General features: G+C 64.8%; 23 protein-coding genes and 1 tRNA gene. 12 read left to right on the top strand and 12 right to left on the bottom strand.

Going from position 1 to position 20,366, the window contains the following annotated elements; genetic code table 11:
- From HND92_RS11335 to HND92_RS11325, 3 genes are all read left to right on the top strand, one after another.
- Nucleotides 1-360, top strand: coding sequence for a PilZ domain-containing protein (locus HND92_RS11335; RefSeq protein ID WP_172207066.1), 360 nt, complete (start codon nucleotides 1-3; stop codon nucleotides 358-360).
- A 73-nt stretch (nucleotides 361-433) separates the two neighbouring features.
- Nucleotides 434-1,243, top strand: a complete 810-nt coding sequence (locus HND92_RS11330; protein ID WP_172207057.1) for a TatD family hydrolase — start codon at nucleotides 434-436, stop codon at nucleotides 1,241-1,243.
- On the top strand, nucleotides 1,240-1,926 hold the full coding sequence (locus HND92_RS11325) for an ankyrin repeat domain-containing protein (protein ID WP_047351356.1): 687 nt from the start codon (nucleotides 1,240-1,242) through the stop codon (nucleotides 1,924-1,926). Before HND92_RS11330 ends, HND92_RS11325 begins: the two co-directional genes overlap by 4 nt.
- Before the next feature lie 124 nt (nucleotides 1,927-2,050).
- Here the strand turns inward: HND92_RS11325 and msbA are convergent, their stop codons facing one another.
- Nucleotides 2,051-3,835, bottom strand: coding sequence for a lipid A export permease/ATP-binding protein MsbA (gene msbA / locus HND92_RS11320; RefSeq protein WP_172207055.1), 1,785 nt, complete (start codon nucleotides 3,833-3,835; stop codon nucleotides 2,051-2,053).
- Between the two features lie 121 nt (nucleotides 3,836-3,956).
- Between msbA and tolB the strand changes: the two genes are divergently transcribed.
- The 5 genes from tolB to HND92_RS11295 all read left to right on the top strand — a co-directional run bounded on the left by tolB (nucleotide 3,957) and on the right by HND92_RS11295 (nucleotide 7,549).
- The gene (gene tolB / locus HND92_RS11315) at nucleotides 3,957-5,279 is read left to right on the top strand and encodes a Tol-Pal system beta propeller repeat protein TolB (RefSeq protein WP_103738949.1); all 1,323 of its coding nucleotides are present in this window, start codon (nucleotides 3,957-3,959) and stop codon (nucleotides 5,277-5,279) included.
- A 39-nt stretch (nucleotides 5,280-5,318) separates the two neighbouring features.
- Nucleotides 5,319-5,861: a peptidoglycan-associated lipoprotein Pal gene (pal, locus tag HND92_RS11310; protein ID WP_047351353.1), complete on the top strand. Its 543-nt coding sequence runs from the start codon at nucleotides 5,319-5,321 to the stop codon at nucleotides 5,859-5,861.
- Complete coding sequence (ybgF, locus tag HND92_RS11305) at nucleotides 5,861-6,646, top strand: tol-pal system protein YbgF (RefSeq protein WP_011804995.1); 786 nt, start codon at nucleotides 5,861-5,863, stop codon at nucleotides 6,644-6,646. The genes pal and ybgF overlap by 1 nt, the downstream gene beginning before the upstream one ends.
- Nucleotides 6,643-7,425, top strand: a complete 783-nt coding sequence (locus HND92_RS11300; RefSeq protein ID WP_172207053.1) for a ThiF family adenylyltransferase — start codon at nucleotides 6,643-6,645, stop codon at nucleotides 7,423-7,425. The genes ybgF and HND92_RS11300 overlap by 4 nt, the downstream gene beginning before the upstream one ends.
- Before the next feature lie 48 nt (nucleotides 7,426-7,473).
- Nucleotides 7,474-7,549 (top strand) — tRNA-Lys (locus tag HND92_RS11295).
- Between the two features lie 559 nt (nucleotides 7,550-8,108).
- On the opposite strand, the gene HND92_RS11290 is transcribed toward HND92_RS11295, so the two are convergent.
- The 5 genes from HND92_RS11290 to HND92_RS11270 all read right to left on the bottom strand — a co-directional run bounded on the left by HND92_RS11290 (nucleotide 8,109) and on the right by HND92_RS11270 (nucleotide 11,608).
- Nucleotides 8,109-8,876, bottom strand: coding sequence for an alpha/beta hydrolase (locus HND92_RS11290; RefSeq protein WP_253940010.1), 768 nt, complete (start codon nucleotides 8,874-8,876; stop codon nucleotides 8,109-8,111).
- 147 nt (nucleotides 8,877-9,023) lie between these two features.
- On the bottom strand, nucleotides 9,024-9,968 hold the full coding sequence (locus tag HND92_RS11285; RefSeq protein WP_172207049.1) for a hypothetical protein: 945 nt from the start codon (nucleotides 9,966-9,968) through the stop codon (nucleotides 9,024-9,026).
- Between the two features lie 140 nt (nucleotides 9,969-10,108).
- Nucleotides 10,109-10,588: a hypothetical protein gene (locus HND92_RS11280; protein WP_253940009.1), complete on the bottom strand. Its 480-nt coding sequence runs from the start codon at nucleotides 10,586-10,588 to the stop codon at nucleotides 10,109-10,111.
- Nucleotides 10,585-11,337 (bottom strand): hypothetical protein, encoded by a 753-nt coding sequence (locus tag HND92_RS11275; protein ID WP_253940008.1) that lies wholly within the window; start codon nucleotides 11,335-11,337, stop codon nucleotides 10,585-10,587. The genes HND92_RS11280 and HND92_RS11275 overlap by 4 nt, the downstream gene beginning before the upstream one ends.
- Before the next feature lies 1 nt (nucleotide 11,338).
- Nucleotides 11,339-11,608, bottom strand: coding sequence for a type I restriction endonuclease subunit M (locus tag HND92_RS11270; RefSeq protein WP_253940007.1), 270 nt, complete (start codon nucleotides 11,606-11,608; stop codon nucleotides 11,339-11,341).
- 209 nt (nucleotides 11,609-11,817) lie between these two features.
- Between HND92_RS11270 and HND92_RS11265 the strand changes: the two genes are divergently transcribed.
- On the top strand, nucleotides 11,818-11,970 hold the full coding sequence (locus tag HND92_RS11265) for a DUF3096 domain-containing protein (RefSeq protein WP_172207047.1): 153 nt from the start codon (nucleotides 11,818-11,820) through the stop codon (nucleotides 11,968-11,970).
- Between the two features lie 6 nt (nucleotides 11,971-11,976).
- On the opposite strand, the gene HND92_RS11260 is transcribed toward HND92_RS11265, so the two are convergent.
- Nucleotides 11,977-13,491, bottom strand: a complete 1,515-nt coding sequence (locus tag HND92_RS11260; protein ID WP_172207045.1) for a transglycosylase SLT domain-containing protein — start codon at nucleotides 13,489-13,491, stop codon at nucleotides 11,977-11,979.
- On the bottom strand, nucleotides 13,488-14,267 hold the full coding sequence (gene gloB / locus HND92_RS11255) for a hydroxyacylglutathione hydrolase (protein WP_172207043.1): 780 nt from the start codon (nucleotides 14,265-14,267) through the stop codon (nucleotides 13,488-13,490). The genes HND92_RS11260 and gloB overlap by 4 nt, the downstream gene beginning before the upstream one ends.
- On the opposite strand from gloB, the gene HND92_RS11250 reads away from it, so the two are divergent.
- On the top strand, nucleotides 14,266-15,045 hold the full coding sequence (locus tag HND92_RS11250) for a class I SAM-dependent methyltransferase (protein WP_172207041.1): 780 nt from the start codon (nucleotides 14,266-14,268) through the stop codon (nucleotides 15,043-15,045). The two genes, gloB and HND92_RS11250, sit on opposite strands and share 2 nt — an antisense overlap.
- Nucleotides 15,046-15,081: 36 nt before the next feature.
- A complete protein-coding gene (gene rnhA, locus HND92_RS11245) occupies nucleotides 15,082-15,528 on the top strand; it encodes a ribonuclease HI (protein ID WP_015913473.1) in 447 nt (148 codons plus the stop codon).
- A gap of 26 nt (nucleotides 15,529-15,554) precedes the next feature.
- Here the strand turns inward: rnhA and HND92_RS11240 are convergent, their stop codons facing one another.
- From HND92_RS11240 to moaA, 4 genes are all read right to left on the bottom strand, one after another.
- Nucleotides 15,555-15,890 carry a thioredoxin family protein gene (locus HND92_RS11240; RefSeq protein ID WP_011805012.1) on the bottom strand — a complete coding sequence of 112 codons (336 nt, stop codon included), beginning with the start codon at nucleotides 15,888-15,890 and terminating at the stop codon, nucleotides 15,555-15,557.
- 82 nt (nucleotides 15,891-15,972) lie between these two features.
- Nucleotides 15,973-17,331 (bottom strand): gephyrin-like molybdotransferase Glp, encoded by a 1,359-nt coding sequence (gene glp, locus HND92_RS11235; RefSeq protein WP_172207040.1) that lies wholly within the window; start codon nucleotides 17,329-17,331, stop codon nucleotides 15,973-15,975.
- Nucleotides 17,332-17,357: 26 nt separating this feature from the next.
- Entirely contained in the window at nucleotides 17,358-17,993 is a 636-nt protein-coding gene (gene mobA / locus HND92_RS11230) for a molybdenum cofactor guanylyltransferase MobA (RefSeq protein WP_172207038.1), read from the bottom strand.
- 60 nt (nucleotides 17,994-18,053) lie between these two features.
- Nucleotides 18,054-19,190, bottom strand: coding sequence for a GTP 3',8-cyclase MoaA (gene moaA, locus HND92_RS11225; protein WP_172207036.1), 1,137 nt, complete (start codon nucleotides 19,188-19,190; stop codon nucleotides 18,054-18,056).
- A gap of 146 nt (nucleotides 19,191-19,336) precedes the next feature.
- On the opposite strand from moaA, the gene HND92_RS11220 reads away from it, so the two are divergent.
- Nucleotides 19,337-20,179: a type IV pili methyl-accepting chemotaxis transducer N-terminal domain-containing protein gene (locus tag HND92_RS11220; RefSeq protein ID WP_172207034.1), complete on the top strand. Its 843-nt coding sequence runs from the start codon at nucleotides 19,337-19,339 to the stop codon at nucleotides 20,177-20,179.
- The last annotated feature ends 187 nt before the right edge of the window (nucleotides 20,180-20,366 follow it).

The following is a 20,366-nucleotide window of genomic DNA, read 5'->3' as shown; positions in this document are numbered from 1 at the left end:
ATGAGCAGTCCCTCCACAGCGCCGCGCCCCAGCGTCATGCAGCTGAACATCAAGGAAAAGGCCGCGCTGTACGCGGCCTATATCCCGTTCTTTGAAGAGGGCGGCATCTTCGTGCCCACGGCGCGCGAATACAAGCTCGGCGATGATGTGTACGTGCTGCTCACGCTGCCCGACGACCCGCAGCGCTACCCCGTGGCCGGCCGCGTGGCCTGGGTGACACCCGCGCGCGCCGCGGGCAACCGCACGCAGGGCGTGGGCATCCAGTTCCCGAAGGACGAGAAGTCGCGCCAGCTCAAGTACAAGATCGAGGAAGTGCTGGGCACGGCCCTGGCGTCTGAACGGGCTACGCAGACCATCTAAGGGCAACCCTTCGCGGGCCCCGCAGGATGCCGACCGCGCCCGCCGGTCGGCATTTTTGTTTTTCGAGACCACCATGTTTGTCGATTCCCACTGCCACCTGAACTTTCCCGAACTCATCAGCCAGTTGCCGCAGATCCGCCAGGCCATGGCCGAGGCGCAGGTGGACCGCGCGCTGTGCATCTGCACCACGATGGAGGAGTTCTCCGCCGTGCACGCGCTGGCGACCGGCCATGACAACTTCTGGGCCACGGTCGGCGTGCACCCGGACAACGAAGGCGTGGCCGAGCCCTCCGTGCGGGACCTGCTGGAGCGCGCAGCGCTGCCGCGCGTGGTGGCCATCGGGGAGACGGGGCTGGACTACTACGGCATGGACGACCGCAAGGGCGGCCGCAGCATCGCCGACCTGGAGTGGCAGCGCGAGCGCTTTCGCACGCATATCCGCGCCGCGCGCGCGGCGGCCAAGCCGCTGGTGATCCACACGCGCAGCGCGTCGCAGGACACCCTGGCCATCCTGCGCGAAGAGGGCGAGGACGGTGCGGGCAACCGTGCGGGCGGCGTGTTCCACTGCTTCACCGAAACCGCCGAGGTGGCCCGCGCGGCGCTGGACCTGGGCTACTACATCTCGTTCTCGGGCATCGTCACGTTCAAGAACGCGCAGGACCTGCGCGACGTGGCCGCCTTTGTGCCCATGGACCGCCTGCTCATCGAGACCGACAGCCCGTATCTGGCGCCGGTGCCTTACCGGGGCAAGACCAACAACCCGTCTTACGTGCCCTACGTCGCCCAGCAGCTGGCACAGGTGAAGGGGCTGAGCGTCCAGCAGGTGGCCGAGGCAACCAGCCGTAACTTCGAGCAACTTTTCTTGAGCAAGGAGGCCGTATGAAGAGCCTGTTGCAGCGTCGCAGCGCCCTGGCGTGGCTCGCCGCGGTTGCCGCCGGCACCGCGGGGCTGGCGCATGCCGGCGCGTACGACGATTTCCTGCGTGCCATCGCGCGCGACGATGCCGCCACGGTGGCTTCGCTGCTGCGCCGCGGGTTTGACCCCAACGCGCGCGATCCCAAGGGGCAGCCCGCGCTGATCCTGGCCCTGCGCGAGGAAGCGCGGCAGGTGGCCGAGGTGCTGATCGCCGCCAAGGGGCTGAAGGTGGAGGAGCGCAATGCCAAGGACGAAAGCGCGCTGATGATGGCCGCGTTGCGCGGCAATCTGCCCGCTGCGCGCGGCCTGATCGCGCGCGAGGCGGACGTCAACAAGACCGGCTGGGCGCCGCTGCACTATGCCGCCGCGAGCACCACGGGCGATGCCGCGGCCATGGTGGCGCTGTTGCTGGAGCATCACGCCTACATCGACGCTGCATCGCCCAACGGCACCACGCCGCTGATGATGGCCGTGCGCTACGGCACGGCGGATGCGGCGCGCCTGCTGATCAGCGAGGGGGCCGACCCATCGCTGAAGAACCAACTGGGCCTGTCGGCCGTGGATTTCGCCATGCGCGCCGACCGGCAGGACATGGTGCAACTGGTGGCCGAGGCCGTACGCCGCCGCCAGCCGGACCGCGGGAAATGGTAGGCCCCTGGGCGCGTACGCTATGAATAACGGAGCTGCTGGCGCTTGTCAGCTGGCGGTTTCAGGCCAAAAGAGTGCCGAATCGCTTGCAGGGTAAGCGCAAGCAGCTATTGTTTTTTGGTGGTCGTCACGCGCCGCCATGTGCGCGCAGGCGCGCGTACAGGCCGCCCCGGGTCAGCAGCTCCGCGTGGGGGCCCTGCTCGACGATGCGCCCTTGCTCCATGACCACCACGCGGTCCGCGTGTTCGATGGTGGAGAGGCGGTGGGCAATCACCAGCGTGGTGCGCCCTTGCATGAGACGCTGCAGGGCCTGCTGTACCAGGCGTTCGGATTCGGTATCCAGTGCCGAGGTGGCCTCGTCGAGGATGAGCACCGGAGCGTCGCGGTAGAGCGCCCGCGCGATGGCCAGCCGCTGCCGCTGTCCGCCCGACAGCTGCGTCGCGTTGTGTCCCACCACGGTGTGCATACCCTGCGGGAGGCTGGCCACGTACTCGGCGAGGTTCGCTGCGTCCAGACAGTGCTGCACACGTTGCTCGTCCACGGCAGCGCCCAGCGCCACGTTGGCGGCGACGCTGTCGTTGAACATCACCACGTCCTGGCTCACCATCGCAAATTGCGCGCGCAGGCTGGGCAACGCCCACTGGTCGGTCGCCACGCCGTCCAGCAGCACCTGACCGCTGCTGGGGCTGAGAAAGCGCGGCAGCAAGTTCACCAGCGTGGTCTTGCCGGCACCGGAGGGGCCGACGAACGCCACCACTTCGCCCGGGCGGATGTCCAGGCTCACGGCGTCCAGTGCGGGCGCCTGGTCGGGCCGGAAGGACACGGTCACGTTGCGCAGGGCAATCGCCCCCTGGGCGCGCTGCGCGGTGTGCGTGCCGCCTGTCTCGGCCGGCGCCTCGTGCAGCAGGGCCAGGCCCCGCTCCAGCGCCGCCACGCCGCGCGTGATGGGGTTGGCGATGTCGGCCATGCGGCGGATGGGCGCTATCAACATCAGCATCGCCGCGATGAACGAGGCGAAACCGCCCACGGTCACGTCCTTGGCACCGTTGCCATGGCTTTGCCACAGGGCGATGCAGATCACGGTGGACAGCGCGCCCGCAGACAGCAACTGCGTGGTGGGCGTCATGGCGGCCGAGGCGATCGTGGATTTGATGGCCAGGCGGCGCAGGCGCTGGCTCAGCGTGTCAAAGCGCGCGGCCTGCTCGGCCTGGGCGCCGTGCAGGCGTACCACACGGTGGGCCAGTACGTTCTCTTCGACCACATAGGCCAGGTCGTCGGTGGCCTGCTGGCTGCTTTTAGTGATCTTGTACAGGCGCCGCGAGAGCGTCTTCATCACCCAGGCCACCCCCGGCACCAGCACGGCCACGATCAGCGTGAGTTGCCAGTTCAGGTAGATGAGATAACCCAGCAGGGCGACCAGCGTGAAACCGTCGCGCGACAGGCCCAGCAGCGCCTGGACCAGCGAGGTGAACCCGGTCTGCACCTCATACACCACGGTGTTGGACAGTGCGCTGGCCGACTGGCGATGGAAAAGCCCCATGTCCGCTGCCAGCAGCCGCTCGAACAGCGCCGTGCGCAGGCGCAGCATGCCCTCGTTGGCGATGCGCGTGAGGGCATACTGTCCCGTGAACTGGGCCAGCCCACGCACCAGGAAGACGCCGATGATGGCCACGGGAACCATCCACAGCTCCAGCGATCCTTCTGTAAAACCCTGGTCCAGCAATGGTTTGAGAAGCGCGGGAATCAATGGCTCGGTGGCGGCCGCGACGATCGTCGCCAACACCGCCATGGTCCATGCCAGCCGCTGGTGGCCGAAGTACGGATGGAGTCTGCGCAACCGCTCCCAGAGCGAAAGAGACTGCGGAGCTTGCTGCAAAGTGGTCTTTGGCGCGCTATGATTCGAATCTTGCATGAGGGGCGGATTCTACGTTTCGGCTATTGCAGACCGGCACAGTTTGTCACATGGCACGCTACGCTATGTGTAACATGCGAGGCTCTGTTTGCCGGCATTTGACGGTTATTCGATGGTTCCAATGACTATTGACCGCATCCCCAATACCCCTTCCCTCCGCACGGCTCTGCCGCAGCTTTCGCGGCGCCACGCCGTTGCAGCCTTGGCTGCCAGTTCCTCCCTTTCAGCGCTTGCGCAGTTCCGTGTGGAAATCACGGGCGTAGGCCTGACGCAACTGCCCATTGCGATCGCACCGTTCCGTGGCGAACCGCAGTCGCCGCAGAAAATATCCGCCATCGTCCAGGCTGACCTGGAGCGCAGCGGGCGCTTTTTGGGCGTGGACGCGTCGGGTGTCGCGCTGGATGAATCGTCCCGTCCCGATCTGTCCCTGTGGCGTCAGCGCAAGGCCGACGCACTCACCTCCGGCAGCATCACGCGCTTGGCCGACGGCCGTTTCGACGTCCGATTCCGCTTGTGGGACGTGGTCAAGGCGCAAGACCTGGGCGGGCAGAGCTTCGTGGTCACGCAGGCCGACCTGCGTCTGGTGGCGCACCGCATTGCCGACTTCGTCTACGAAAAACTCACCGGCGAGCGCGGTATCTTCTCCACCCGCATTGCGTATGTGACCAAAGCCGGCTCGCGCTACAGCCTCTGGGTGGCCGATGCGGACGGCGAGAACGCGCAGTCAGCGCTTTCCAGTCCTGAGCCGATCATTTCTCCCGCATGGGCGCCCACCGGGACCCAGCTGGCTTACGTATCGTTCGAGTCGCGCAAGCCGGTGGTGTACGTGCATGACGTGGCCACAGGCCGCCGCCGTTTGATCGCCAATTTCCGTGGCTCCAACAGTGCCCCTGCTTGGTCGCCCGATGGCCGTACCTTGGCCGTGACCCTCAGCCGCGACGGGGGCTCGCAGCTCTACACCATCGACGCTAACGGCGGTGAGCCGCGCCGCCTGATGCAAAGCAGCGGCATCGACACGGAGCCCGTGTTCTCCAGCGACGGCCGCAGCATCTACTTCGTCAGCGACCGTGGAGGTTCGCCCCAGGTGTACCGCGTGGCAGCCAGCGGGGGAGGCGCGGAGCGCGTGACCTTCAACGGGTCCTACAACATTTCACCCAGCATCAGTCCCGATGGTCAGTGGTTGGCCTACATTTCCCGCGTGGGCGGCGCCTATAAGCTGCACGTGATGGATTTGAAGTCGGGCAGCGTGACGGCGGTGACCGACACCTCCGCCGATGAAAATCCCAGCTTTGCTCCCAATAGCCGCCTGATCGTCTACGCCACGCAGCAGCAGGGTCGCGAAGCCCTGATGACCACCACGCTGGACGGCAAAATCAAAGCGCGTCTGGCGGGGCAGGGTGGAGATATTCGCGAGCCCGACTGGGGCCCGTTCCAGAACAAATAAGTTTCCGTTTTTCGAACAACTGCTCTTCAGGAGTTATTAATGAACCGTTTCCCCTTCAAGCGCGTGTCTCTGGCGCTCTCCATCGTCGCCCTCATGGCAGGCTGCAGCTCCGGCGTCAAGCTGGACGATGTGCCGGTCGAAGACCGCGGCGCTACGTCCACCGCACCGGGCGCCAACTCGGGAAGCACGGGCCAAAGCGGCGTGGCTCCTGTGGACTTGTCCCAGTCAGGGCGCGACGCCGAGGGTCCCGTTGGCGTGGCGCGCGTCATTTACTTCGACTTTGACAGCTTCATCGTCAAGCCTGAGTTCCAGTCCGTGCTGGAGGCCCATGCTCGCTTCATGAAAGCGTCTTCCGCCCGCAAGGTCGTGCTGGAGGGCCATACCGATGAGCGCGGTGGCCGCGAGTACAACCTGGCGCTGGGCCAGAAGCGCGCGGAAGCCGTGCGCCGCTCGTTGGGGCTGCTGGGCGTGCCGGACGCGCAGGTGGAGGCGGTGAGCTTTGGCAAGGAAAAGCCGGCGGTGCAGGGCCACACGGAAGACGCGCACTCGCAAAACCGCCGCGTTGAGCTGTCGTACCGTTGATGCCGCGCATGTCCTTGCTCCTGCGCCCGCGGGCGCTGGGCGCGGCGGCGCTGGCCGCCGCTGCCTGCTGGTCGACCCCCAGCTATGCATTGTTCGAGGACAGCGAGGCGCGCCGCGCCATCCTTGAGATGCGCCAGCGTGTCGATGCATTGACACAGGCCAGCCAGCGTGCGGGTGAACGGTCCGGTGATGAGGTCTCGCAACTACGGCGCAGCCTGCTCGACCTACAGATGCAAATCGAGGCATTGCGCACTGAACAGGCGACACTGCGTGGTCAGAACGAGCAGCTATTGCGCGATGTCGCAGAGCTGCAGCGCCGCCAGAAGGACATGGCGCAGGGTGTCGATGAGCGGTTGCGCCAGTTTGAGCCCGCGACGGTGACGCTGGACGGGCGCGAATTCCGGGCTGATCCTGCAGAGAAGCGTGATTTCGAGGCGGCCTTGGCGCTCTTCCGTGCAGGTAAGTTTGGTGAAGCGTCCAACGCTTTCAGCGGCTTCGTGCGCCAGTATCCACAGTCCGGTTATGTACCGTCTGCCCGTTTTTGGCTGGGCAATGCACAGTACGCCACGCGTGATTACAAAGAGGCCATCAACAACTTCAAGGCTCTGTTGTCGGCGGCGCCAGACCATGCGCGCGCTCCCGAGGCGGCCCTCTCGATTGCCAATTGCCAGATCGAATTGAAAGATACGCGGGCTGCGCGCAAGACCCTGGAAGACTTGCTGCGCGTTTATCCGCAGTCGGAAGCAGCAGCCGCTGCGAAGGAACGCCTGGCGCGCCTGAAGTGATCACATCCGTTGACGACACGCCAGACTTGGAGCGGCGCTTCGCAGGGCTGGAACGCCTGTTCGGGCAGGAGGGTGCCGCACGCATTCGGTGCGCGCATGTTGCTGTGGTCGGAATTGGCGGCGTGGGTTCTTGGACAGCAGAAGCACTCGCGCGCAGCGGCGTCGGAGCGCTCACGCTGATTGACCTGGACCATGTGGCCGAGTCGAACGTCAATCGGCAAATTCACGCTCTGACCACGACCATTGGCCAAGCCAAGGTACGCGCCATGGCCGAGCGCATTGCCCTGATCAATCCGGCATGTCGGGTGAACTGCGTTGAAGAGTTCGTGGATGCACGGAACTGGCCCACTCTGTTGCCATCTTCGGTGGATGCACTGGTGGATGCATGCGACCAGGTAAACGCCAAGGCCGTAATGGCAGCTTGGGCCGTCTCCACACGGCTGCCTTTCGTCACGGTAGGTGCTGCCGGGGGCAAGCGTCACGCATATAAAGTCGAGGTAGAAGATCTGGCGTTTACCACGCACGACCCGCTGCTGGCCCAGCTGCGCTATCGCTTGCGCAGGAACCACGGCGCGGCCCGAGAAGGCCGCAAAATCGGCGTCACCTGCGTCTATAGCAAGGAAGCGGTATCAAAGCCACACGCGTCTTGCGGCGTCGGTGAAGGCGACGGATCCCTGAATTGCCATGGTTATGGCTCATCGGTCGCCGTCACGGCCACATTTGGTCACTGTGCAGCGGGATGGATTCTCGACAAGTTGGCGGAAAGGTCGAAGACCTGAAAACCACGCTATAATCTTTAGCTTTGCTACCGAGAGGTGGCAAAGGTTGGGACGTTAGCTCAGTTGGTAGAGCAGCGGACTTTTAATCCGTTTGTCGTGGGTTCGACCCCCGCACGTCCCACCAAATTTTGGTTATGAATCAAGCACTTAGCGCAGAAATGCCTAGGTGCTTTTTTCTTGCCAGAATCCCATTGCCAGATCGTTGCCAGAATTTGGCTAGATGCAGTTGTACTTTGTTGGACAACTGACAATGAAATCTTGTCGTTCGCCTCGCAAATTGTTGGGTTCGGGCCGCATATTTGGATAGCAGCCCTGTCCTTGGCAAGCTCATACACATCCGGCATCCAAGTTTCCCTGCTGGAGAACACCACCGCCATCCAGTCGTTGTTGTAGTTCATCCACTGCGCTGACCACCCCAACCAGAAGCCTACGCGGTGCACGGCGCCGTGGGGTTTTTCGTTCGGATCAGGTAGCCATAGCCACCGAACACCCGGCCATGCTTGCGTGCTGCAGAGTTGCGGTCATTACCCATCTGTTGGCCGTTGCAGCCTTCACAAAGTTGCCGATTTTGCTTTCCATGATGGATGCGAGCGAGCGTGCGAACAAGGCGGCCATGCCGGTCAAGGCGCTGCGGCGTGTCAGCGAATGGGGTAAACAAGGGGCCTCGTGACGGAATGCGCACCTCAGTTCGTCGGCGCTTTGATCCAGTTAGTCATCAGATCGACCGCCTCGCGCTCCATGCCAATGAAGCCGTGCCAATGCAAAGCCTCGCAAACGTTGCCCGTGGGATTCTCGCCGCCGCTGACCATGATCTCCTTCTTGGTCTGCGCGTTCTTCAATCCGCGCAGGATGGCCGGCACCTCGTGCGGCTGACACAAAGGGCAGGCGTCTTTGGCGTGGTGCAGCACCAGCACGGGCACCTTGATTTGCGCCAAATCCTGTTTGGGCACGGCGCCGGGTTTCTTGTAACTGACCACGCTGGAGGTCAGCACCACTCCCGCCATCGCGTCAGGCATGTTGATGGCTGCGGCCGCTGCTGAAACTGTGCCCCGGCTGGTGCCAACCATCCAGACCGGCACATCCGCCTTGCGTTTTACGAACTCCAGCACTTTGCGCACGTCGGCCATGTGCGTCTCGCTGATGCGGTCGGCGTAGTCAAGATCCTGTGAATCGCTGGGGCGGCCGAAAATGGCAACGTTGAAGCCGTTGGCAATGAAATAGGGCTCGGAGCGAACCAGGAAGTTGAGCCCCGTAGCCTTGCCCGCTTCGACCTTGCCGAAACCTCCTGCGCCACCAGGGAACAAGAGCACCGTGGCCTTGGCATCTGGAGCAGGTTCCCAAAACAGCGTCGTGGTCACCCCATCGCGCGTTGGCACCTTGAACAGGGTACCTTCGGCATGGCTCATGAATACAAGAGCCCATAAGGCAACGGCAGTGAAAATTCTCTTCATGTAACTCATCCCAAATCGTTCTTTCGGCCGACAAACCGACGCCGAAGGTCTATGGTCGGCGTGGCACAGCCCTTCGTGCCGCCGGTCGCCCGGCATGGCAGTGAGACTCTTGCACAGGGTGTACCTCACCGGTCAATGGAGTACTGTCTACCGATTTTTCTTTTTCAGTTCGCTCTGGATCGCAGGCAACGCGTCTTCGTAGTTAAAGCCATTCTGTCCCTTGAGCGGTGGCAAACTGACTTGCTTGTTGAGCCACTCTCGCAAGCTCTGTCCTTCTCCAGGACGCACCAGCGGATCATGGCTGTTACCCGGATAACGGAACGAAGTGAGGTTCTGCGGGTTGTCCTTGAATTTCTCTTCAAAGCCCACCGCAGGAAACTGTTTGTTGCCGCCAGCCCATGGGTCTTCATCTTCATTGGAAGACCACATCGGCAACCGGGTGTCCCATTTCCACAGATGCTCATACTGCCGGTTCACGCTCTGCTTGTGGCAGATGCCGCCCTTGACCTGGGGTTCGTTGCGATTCCAGTTGTAGGTGGTTCGGCAGCCCTCGCTGTGGCCGCTCAAGAAGATCGGTAAGTCCGTGAGCGTCTTGATCCACCGGATCACTTCTTGAATATCGTCGCCCCGCGCCGCGAGTCGTGCGGGGTTCTTGGCGGTGTAAATGCCCTCTGCGGCCCGCTCGCCAGCGCGTCGAAGTTGTTCTTCCGGCGATCCGCCAGGGCAGCCCGTCTTGTTTCCATCGCGCGTCACGAACTCCGGCGAGACCACGGCAAAGCCTTCACGATAATAAAACTGCGCGATCGTGGTTTCCCAGCCCCACATGCCACCGCATCCATGGTTGTGGATGATGACGCCGCGCACGCCCGGCAGCTTCTGAACCATCACCTCGAACTTCTCACGGTAGACCGCACCGAACAGCGGCATGTACAACGTGCTGCGGTCCAGAACGTTTTTTGCCTGGGCTTTGTCGTAGGCGGGAGCATCTTTCCACTGCTGGGCTTGAGCGGGGTGCAGAGCGGCGCTCAATAAGAGAACGGCCACCCATGGCTGCATAGATTGAACACGCTGACCATTTATTGTTGGTTTCATTGCTTCTCTCCTTTATCGAGCATTGTTAGGTTTAAATACTTTAGCGAAATCTCTCGGCATGACCATGACCGAATTGATGGCTGGCTTCGAGGCACAACTGCCAAAGCAACTGCGCCGCACCTCGTCCGAAAAGCGCCGCATCAACCATCTGGTCCGCCAGCCAGCCAAGTGACGCTCATGGCGTCCACCAACGTGGGGTCTAATACCACGCCAAACACCAAACACGTCGATTGATCCACGGCGTGCCGGACCACCCTGAAGACCTCTGCGCAATGGCTGAGCCGAAAGCTCATGCCGTACCCGCTGCACACCACCACAGCGGCATTTACTTTATGGCTCGGCATCCGTGCCAATGCGTCACGGCAAGCGTCAAGAACCTCGTCCGCGTCATGGTCCGTCAAGGAAAAGATCACTGGTGAGCGACCGCAGAGATTCAGCGTGTTGCGCAAATCTTCGAGGTCGATCTGCAATATGGAGCCTTCTTCCGTTGCCGCCAGCAGCGCCGCTACCGTCTGCTGAACCCTGTCGGCTTGAGCGGCTGCCGAAGGCAGTGGCCACGGAGACAACGCCATGCCACCGACGATCTTGAGGACTTGGCGCCGCATCAAAGTGCGCTTCATGCTGTCAGCCTCAGTTGCAACCGTACAGCGGCCAGCAAGCGAACTTCTTCGGCATTCCACTCCGCTGCCTCGTAAAGCCAGTGCACCGGCTTGCGCTTGCCGTCTTCCGAGGGCTTGGGCAAATTCGGTGGTGCTCGCCGACTGCCGGGGCCGGTCAGTGGCAAGCGCAGCCTAGCGTTGTGGTGCGCAAAGCTGGGTTCGCTGGCGCTGGGGTCGAGCAAGAGAATGGTGTCCGGCGTCTGCACTTTGCCAACAGCAGCACCTTCAACGCCAACTGCCAGCGCCCAGTGTTTGGTTCTGGTGTGCTTGACCGACGCAAAAGCCAGCGCCACCAGATCGCCGCGCATCAGCCAATCCAGCGCATGACCATCCGCGTTGTCCTGTACGCCGTACTTGGCTGTCAGGGCCAGCGGCAAGTTGAGACTGTCCACCAGTTCCACCCATTCTTCGGGGTGGACACCCGCAAAGTACGTGTGCCGGAATGCATGCCAGACCAGCGCGGATACGCCAGATTTTCTGTGGCTCATCTCGTGCAGGGCAGACGGCTTGGCAAGATCGAGGATCGCCAAAATCATCGCCGCGATATGCACCCCGCATGCCCCGTCCAAGTCAGATTGCTGCATGAAAAACCGCACAGGCTCTTGACGCTTGGTCTGCACGGTCAGCACGTGCCCGGTCTGGATGCCAGGGTACACGCGCTGGAACCGATAGGTCACTGCCGGAAGATTCAATGAGACCGTCTTGGACATTTCAATACTCATCTGGACGCAAAAGCGTGGTGACGCTGCGGTCGGCTTCCGTGATGATCCAAAGGGTGGGCAGTGCACTGCGTTTGTCCAATGGCGTCTCGACCAGTCGCACTGCATCCACCAGCCGGTAGCAACTCAGAATTCGCAGGCGTCTGGACACAGCAAACTCGTTTTGTGCGCGGTCTTCTTCACATAGGTCACCCCAACTTCCGTGAACATGCCGCGAGATCAAAGCGGCGGCGCTGAAGCCGGTTTCTTGCAGCAGTTCCAAAGCTCCTGGCGTGGCCACGATCTGGCCCAGCGGGAACCGGGCGGTGTTGGAATAGATGATCGTTGGGGTGGTCGGTGCCCAGGCGTTGGTTCAGTCGGTCAGGGCGCGCCAAGTGCGCCTTGCGACCCGGGATCACCGCTAAAGTGGTGGGCTAGGCGGCGCGCTCAGCGCGAGTGCTTTCCTTCCTCCCGCATCCCGGCAAAGTTCCCATGACACTTCACCTCAGCATTGGCCCCCTGGTTTCCCTCATCGCAGGCATCCTGATTCTGATCGTGCCCAAGCTACTCAACGTGATCGTTGCGCTGTACCTGATCGTGATGGGCATCCTCGGCCTGTTGGGTATGCACACGCTGCGTTTCTAGCCGGGCTTACCGTTTGCGTTTCGACGGTGTGCCGCCCTTGCGTGCGGGCGCACCGGCCTTTGCCGAGCGGACTGTCGCCCGGCTGATGGGTTGTTTCGCGCTGGTGCGTGCCAGCGATGTCGCGGCAAGCCGCACGGGCAGGTACATCACGACCTGTTCTCCGGGCTTGAACTTGCTGGAGGTCTTCACGTCGTTCCAGTCGGCAACGTCTGCGGTGCTGACCTTGTAGCGCCGTGCGATGCTGGCCACGGTGTCGCGCTTGCCCGCGCGCACCGTGGTGCGCCGCGTCACGATTTCGGGGGTGAAGCTGACTTGGCCGTTGTCGGCGAGATGACCCGGGACGTCTGCGCGCATGGTGGCCGCGCGGGGCACCATGAGGGCCGAGCCGGCCTTGATCATCATGCGTGGTGGAATGCCATTCACCTGACGCAAATCGTTTTCGCTCATGCCCGTGCGTTGCGCCGCGGTGGAGACGCTCATCGTGTTGGGCACCGTCCATACCGTCCAACTGGCGTATTGGCCTTCGGTGTAGGCCTCCAGATTCTTGCGGAACACCTGGGCGTTGTCCCAGGGCAGCAGGATCTGCGGCATGCCCGCCGCAAGGATCACGGGCTTGTGCAGCGACGGGTTCAGGGCGCGGAAATCCTCGATGCGTACGCCGGCGAGACTGGCTACCAGGGTGACGTCCATGTCGCGCGTGATCTCCACGCTCTGAAAGTACGGGTGGTTCTCGATCAGCGGCAGCTCGGTGCTGAACTTGTCGGGATTGGCCACGATGTTCTTCACGGCCTGCAGCTTGGGCACGTACATGCGGGTTTCGGCAGGCATCGTCAACTCGGTGTAGCGCGTGCCCAGACCCTGTTTCTCGTTGCGCGCGATCGCGCGGGCCACGCTGCCTTCCCCCCAGTTGTAGGCGGCCAGGGCCAGATGCCAGTCGCCGAACATGCCGTAGAGCTTCTGCAGGTAGTCCAGCGCCGCGCGCGTGGACGCCAGCACATCGCGCCGGTCGTCGCGGAAGGCGTTCTGCTTCAAGTCGAAATAGGTTCCCGTGGCCGGCATGAACTGCCACATGCCCGCAGCCTTGGCGCTGGACACTGCCTGGGGGTTGAAGGCGCTCTCGATGTAGGGCAGCAGCGCCAGTTCTGTGGGCATGCCCCGGCGTTCCAGCTCTTCGACGATATGGAACAGGTACTTGCTGGAGCGCTCGGTCATGCGCTGCATGTAGTCGGGGCGCGTGGCATACCACTGTTCCCGGTCGCGTACCAGATCGGTGTCCAGGTCGGGCATGGAAAAGCCGCGCCGGATGCGGTCCCACAGATCGGCTGGCGCACTGACGCCAGCCACTGTGTGGCCGCTGGCGGCGCTCGCCGTGATGGGCTGCAATGGTCCCGACGGATACAGCGGCGTATGGCTGGCAGTAGTGGGGTCGGTGGTGGATGCGGCGTTGTCCGTAGGGGCAGTGGTCGCGCAACCGGTCAACCACAGCAGGCTTGCCAGCCCCAGGATGTGCAGAAGTCTCATCGAAATTCGTTTTTCCATTGGCGCAGCGCGGCCAGTACGGCTGCGGGTTCGCGCGGGTCTATGAGGGGGTCGAAGCCGTGGGCGGCTTGGGCTACCGTAGCAACGCGCGTGCGCAGAAAAGGGTTGATGTCGCGCTCGATGGCAATGCGCGACGGCAGTGTGGGCTGATCCGCGCGGCGCCGGGACTCGCATTCGATGATGTACTGGAGTAGCGCAACGTTATGGGGTTCCACCGCGCGGGCGAACTTCAGGTTGGACAGCGTGTATTCATGGGCGCAGCATACGCGGGTGTTGCCGGGCAATGCGGCCAGCGTGTCCAGCGAGGCCTGCATTTGCGTGGGCGTGCCTTCGAACAAGCGCCCGCATCCACCTGAGAACAGCGTGTCCCCGCACAACAGCAGGGGCTCGCCTTCCATGTCCGCACAGTAGTAGGCGATATGCCCCGCCGTATGCCCCGGCACGTCCAGCACGGAAAACGTGAGGCCTAGCACCTGAAGAGTGTCGCCGCCCGACAGGCGGATGAGGGGCTCGGGCATGGGCTCCGTGGCAGGGCCATACACGGTGGCGCCCGTGGCTTCGCGCAGGGCGTTCACCCCGCCCACGTGGTCGCCATGGTGGTGCGTGACTAGAATCGCTTCCAATGGCAGCCCCATGCTGCGCAGCGCCTGCAACACGGGTTCTGCATCGCCGGGATCCACAACGACCGCACGCTGCGCGTCGTACAACATCCAGATGTAGTTGTCGGCGAAGGCGGGCAATGGCAGCAAGTTCTTCATGACCGGCGAAATTATAGGTTTGCACCACTGGTTCGATACTGCCCCTGGCCGCTACCTGCTGGCCTGGGAGCAGGAGCGTTACGACGAGCTGGTGGCGGACATCTTCGGCTACCACGCGCTGCAGCTGGGCATGCCGGGCCTGCAGGCATTGCGCAGCAACCGCATGCCGCACCGCTGGCTGGCCGTAATGCCGCCGGAGTTGCTGCTAGAGCGTAGCGATGCGCAGGAGCCACCGGCGCTGCTGGCGGATGCGGTCGCGCTGCCGTTTGCCGAGGCCAGCCTGGACCTGCTGGCGCTGCCCCACACCCTGGAGCTGAGCGTGGACCCGCACACGGCGCTGCGCGAGGTGCACCGCGTGCTGGTGCCAGAGGGCAAGGTGGTCATCAGTGGACTCAACCCGCTCAGTCTGTGGGGGTTACGGCAGCGGCGATCGCGCCTGTACCAGCGCTGTGGCGCAGGGGGGCGGCTGTTCCTGCCGGACGTGGGGGAGTTCATTTCACCCGGGCGCCTGCGCGACTGGCTGCGCCTGCTTGGCTTTGAGCTGGAATCCATGAGCTTCGGCTGCTACCGGCCCGCCGTGGCCGGCGACCGCTGGCTGCAGCGCTACAGCTGGATGGACGCGCTGGGTGCGCGCTGGTGGCCGATCTTCGGGGCCGCGTATGTGATCGTCGCCGTCAAGCGCGTGCAGGGCATGCGCCTGCTGGAGCCTTCGTGGCGCAAGGCGCCGCAGGCGGCTGCCGCGCAGGTACAGGTAGCGCGGCGCCATGGCCCGGGCTGAGGCGACGGGCCATTTTTTTATTTCTGGGAGCTATTTTTGAATCAGGTGGTGATCTATACCGACGGTGCGTGCAAGGGCAATCCGGGCCCCGGCGGTTGGGGGGCAGTGCTGCGTTCAGGCACGCTGGAGAAAGAGCTGTTCGGTGGCGAATTGGGAACGACCAACAACCGCATGGAACTGATGGCCGTGATCCAGGCGCTGGGCGCGCTCAAGCGCCCCTGCCAGGTGGCGTTGTACCTGGACAGCCAGTACGTCCGCCAGGGCATCACCGAGTGGATCCATGGCTGGAAGAAAAAGGGCTGGCGTACGGCGGCCGGCCAGCCCGTGAAGAACGTGGAGCTGTGGCAGCGCCTGGACGAGCTGGCGCACCAAGCGGGCCACCGCATCGAATGGCACTGGGTGCGCGGCCATGCAGGCGACCCTGGCAACGAGCGCGCCGACATGCTGGCCAACAAGGGTGTGGAGCAGGCGCTGGGCCGCTGAGACCGGGTTCCGGGCCTTGCGGGTGATCAGCCAGTGGTGGCGGTGATGCCCTGCACCGCTTCATGGATGCTCTGTGCCGTCTGTGGGCGCACCAGCCGCGCCGTTTCTCGCCCGTCGCGCAGGAACACGAGCGTGGGCCAGAGTTTCACGCCAAAACTGCGGCCCAGGCGCTGGCCGGGGCCGTCCTCCACCTTGACGTGGCGCACATCGTCCCGGTCCTCGAGGGCCTGCTCGATGAGCGGCTGGGCGCGCTGGCAGTGGCCGCACCAGGGCGTACCGAACTCCAGCACGGTGGGGCCCAGCCACTGGTCCACCGTTTCACGCGAAGGCGGCTGAGCGAGATGGGTGGCGGCAAACGGCATGGCGGCTCCTGCAAGGATGGCGATGGGGGCAGGGTAGGGCTGCGGCGCACGCGGCCAAGCCGGCCGCCGCTGCGCGGGCGTGTCAGATCACGCCGTCAAACATCATCACATCGACCATGTCGCCAGGTGCCACGTTGCCCTGGCCGTGGTGCAGCACGATGAGGCCGTTGGCTTGCACCATGGAACTGAGCACCCCTGAGCCCTGGTTGCCCGTGGTGCGCACCTGCAACGTGCCGTCTGCGGCCGTGGTGACCAGGCCGCGCTGGTATTCGGTGCGGCCGGGTTTCTTGCGCATGGCCTCGGTGCTGACGGCGCGCAGCAGCGGCGGTGCGCCGCGCGTGCAGCCCATCATGCGCAGCAGCGCGGGGCGGACGAAAGCCAGGAAGGTGACCATCACCGCCACCGGATTGCCCGGCAGGCCGAACAGCACGCTGCTGCCGTCTGCACTCTGAATGCTTCCATCTTGATAGCTGCTAACGCTTGATGGACGAGCGTTAGGATCGGATTTGGCTTGTAATTCGGGCCGAAGGCGGCCCACCGCCATCGGCCGGCCCGGGCGCATGGCGATGCGCCAGAACGCCACGTCGCCCAGCTGCTTCATCATGGTGCGCGTGTGGTCGGCCTCGCCGACGCTCACCCCGCCGCTGGTAATGATGGCGTCGGCCTCGGCGGCCGCACGGCGGAAGGCGGCTTCCAGCAGTGTGGGCTCGTCGCGCACCACACCCAGGTCGATCACCTGGACGCCCAGACGTGTCAGCAGGCCAAAGACCGTGTAGCGGTTGCTGTCGTACACCGCGCCCTCGCGCGGTGGCTCGCCCAGGCTGAGGATCTCGTCGCCCGTGGAGAAATAGGCCACGCGCACCCGGCGGTACACCGTCACCGTTTTTAGGCCCAAACTGGCCACCAGGCCAATAGCAGCAGGCGCTAGAAGCTCTCCTTTTGATAGCGCTACGCGGCCTTGCATGAGGTCTTCCCCCAGCAGGCGGCGGTTGTCGCCGCGGCGCAGCACGTCGGGTGCGATGCGGATGTGGCCGTCGGGCTCGGCCGTGGTGAACTCCTGCGGCACCACGGTGTCCAGCCCTGCCGGCATGATGGCGCCGGTCATGATCTTCACGCACTCGCCTGCGGCCACGGTGCCGGTCCAGGCGGCGCCGGCAAAGGCTGTGGAGCCCACCGGGCGCAGCACCAGCGGTTGGCCGGGCTGCAGTTGGGCGCCGTCGAAGGCGTAGCCGTCCATGGCCGAATTGTCGTGCGGCGGCACGCTGACGGGCGAGACCACGTCCCGCGCCAGCACGCGGCCCAGGGCGTCGAAGATGCCGACTTCTTCGGTGCTGGTGACGGGCGCGACCAGGCGCTCCAGGAAGGTGTTCACATCGGCGGCACGCAGTGCCTGCGGGTCGTAGCCCTGCAACTCGGCGGCGATCTGGTCAATGGTTTTCATGCGGTACGGGCAAGGAGGGTTGCAGCTCAGCGGTGGCCCAGGCCTTCCAGGGCGTGCAGCTCGGCCAGGGTGTTGGCGTTGTAGAAAGCATACGGGTCGTCTCCCGGCTGGTCGAACGGAACCACGGCGCAGGCGTGCTGTTCGGTCCAGCGGTCGATCTTGCGCCCGCCGCCCTGCGTGAAGCGCACCAGGCTCTCCAGCAGCGTCACGCGCAGCAGGCAAAACACCGGCTGGGTGCGCACGCGCACGGTGCCATCGCGCTCGTCGGCCTCGGGTGCCGCTGCCATGGCAATGTCGGCGCCCTCGCGCATGGCGGCCTGGGCCAGGCGTGCGGCAAGGTCTGGCGGGAACAGCGGTGTGTCGCAGGGCACGGTGAGCAGCCAAGGGGTCTCGCAGCGCTCCAGCCCTGTGAGAAAGCCCGCCAGCGGGCCGGCGTAGTCGGCAAGGCCATCAGGCCACACCGGCACTCCGAATGATTCATAGGCCGCCAGGTTGCGGTTGGCGTTGATCATCACGTCGCCCACCTGCGGCTGCAGCCGCATCAGCGTGTGCAGTGCCAGGGGCAGGCCGCGGAAGTTCTGCAGGCCTTTGTCCACCCCGCCCATGCGGGAGCCGCGGCCGCCGGCGAGGATGAGGCCTGTGATGTCGTGGGTGTCGATCATGGGAAAGAAGAAGGGTGGTGAACGCCGCGCCGGGGCCGGTCCGTGCGGCGCGGCGGCGGCTCAGCCGCCGATGTAGCTCATCTCGATGCGCCGCTGGCCGCTGCCCGTCTCGGATGGCAGGCTGGCACGCAGCTCGGAATAGCGGTCGCCGCGCCCCTGCCAGATGTGGGCGATGGCGGCGCTGATCTGCACGTCGCCGGCGCTGCCGCGCAGCAGGCTGCGCAGGTCCCAGCCTTGCGAGGCAAACAGGCACAGGTACAGCCGGCCCTCCATGGACAGGCGCGCGCGGTTGCAGTCGCCGCAGAAGGCCTGCGTGACGCTGCTGATCACGCCCACTTCGCCCAAGCGCGGGTCGTGGCGACCGTCGGGGCCGGCGTAGCCCCAGCGCTTGGCGGTCTCGCCGGCGGACTGCGCGGCCAGCGGCACCAGCGGCAGCTCGGCCTGCAGCCGCGCGATGACTTCGGCGGAGGGCAGCACCTCATCCATGCGCCAGCCGTTGGTGGCGCCCACGTCCATGTATTCGATGAAGCGCAGCGTGATGCCGGTGCCGCGAAAGTGGCGCGCCATCGCCGGGATCTCGTGGTCGTTGGTGCCGCGCTTGACCACCATGTTGACCTTGATGTGCTCCAGGCCCGCCGCCTGCGCGGCCTCGATACCGGCGAGTACGTCGGCCACCGGAAAGTCCACGTCGTTCATGCGGCGGAACACGTCGTCCTGCAGGCTGTCCAGGCTCACGGTGACGCGCCGCAGGCCCGCGGCCTTGAGGGCGCGCGCCTTGCGCGCCAGCAGCGATCCATTGGTGGTCAGCGTGAGGTCGGGCATGCGGCCCTCCAGCGTGCGCAGTTCCGCCAACTGGGCAACCAGGTTCTCCAGGTCCTTGCGCAGCAGCGGCTCGCCGCCGGTGAGGCGGATCTTGCGCACGCCATGCGCCATGAACAGGCGCGCCAGCCGCGTGATCTCTTCAAAGCTCAGCAGGTCGCTGTGCGGCAGGTAGCGGTAGTGCTTGTCGAACACTTCCTTGGGCATGCAGTAGCCGCAGCGGAAGTTGCAGCGGTCCGTCACGCTGATGCGCAGGTCGCGCAAGGGACGGGAGAGCGTGTCCTGCAGCAGTCCGGTAGCGGGTGCCGCGGCCAGGAGCGCAGGGGGCTGCAGCACCTTGCTGCGCTGATCCACGAGGGGAATGACACGTTCAGCCATGGCGAAATTGTGCCCCATCGGCGTCGTAGGGGTATGGCGGCTGCCCGCTAAATTGATGTTGATCAATCTGCTGTCACGGCAGCGACATGAGGTGCCTTTGACCAGTGTCATAGGGGGCGCGGGAGGGCGATTTGAGAATACGGCGCATGCAGAACCAACGCCCAGTCCCCACCCCTTCCTCCGTCGCCGCCTGCCGGCGCGGCCGCCGCACCGCGGTGCGCGCGCTGGCCACCGTGTTGCTGGTGCCGGCCCTGCCGCTGTCGGCCCAGGCGCGCATGGCCCTGGCCACGGCCATCAACCGCACGGCGCGCTTTCGGGCGCTGTCCCAGCGCACCGCCAAGGTCTACGGCCAGCTGTACCTGAACGTGGGTGCCGCGCGCGCCCGCGATGCGCTGGAACACACCCGCCGGCAGGTACATTCCGGCTTTGAGGACATGGACCGCCAGAGCTGGCCGCCCGAGGTGGCGCGGCTGCTGGCGGACGTGCGCAGCAACGCGGACCGCCTGGACGCGCTCACGGCCCAGGCGCCGACGAAGGAGGGCTTTCAGGCCGTGTCGGCCCAGGCTGACCAGATGCTGGCTGCCGCCAACACCACCACCGAGGCCCTCGAGCGCCTGGCCCAGGCGCCCACGGCACGCCTGGTCAACACCGCCGGGCGCCAGCGCATGCTGTCGCAGCGCCTGGCCAAGAACTATGAGCTGTTGGCCGCCGGCCTTGACAGCCGCACGGTGCGCGAGCAGATGACGGGCGACGCCGATGAGTTCCAGCGTGCCCTCGCGCAGTTGAACAAGGCGCCCATCTCCACCCCGGCCATCCGCTCGGCACTGGAACTGGGCCAGGCGCAGTGGGTGTTTTTCGAGGCCGCCCTCAAGCGCCAGCCAGACCCGCGCGGCCTGGAAAACGTGGCCACCACCAGCGAGCGCCTGCTGGAGGTTACGGACAGCTTGACTTCGCTGTACGAGGTGGCCCTGCAGGACGTGCTGGGCTGACCCCTGCGGCCACAAGAGCAACTGCGTGTCTCATCGGCGCGGCGCCCGGCTGCACCGCTTTTCCGGGGGAGGGAAGGCCGACGTGGCTGGGCTGGTTGCCCTGCTGGGCAGCAGCTGTGGCGCGCGGGACACGGCCCTGGCTCGACCGCCCAGTCGCGAGTCCCCGGCGGATGTGCCACGCCACTCT

The sequence above is a fragment of the Diaphorobacter sp. JS3050 genome (assembly GCF_013154915.1).
Lineage (GTDB): Bacteria > Pseudomonadota > Gammaproteobacteria > Burkholderiales > Burkholderiaceae_C > Diaphorobacter > Diaphorobacter nitroreducens.
The sequence above is the reverse complement of the archived record's forward strand: the minus strand, read 5'-3'. Positions and strand labels throughout refer to the sequence as shown.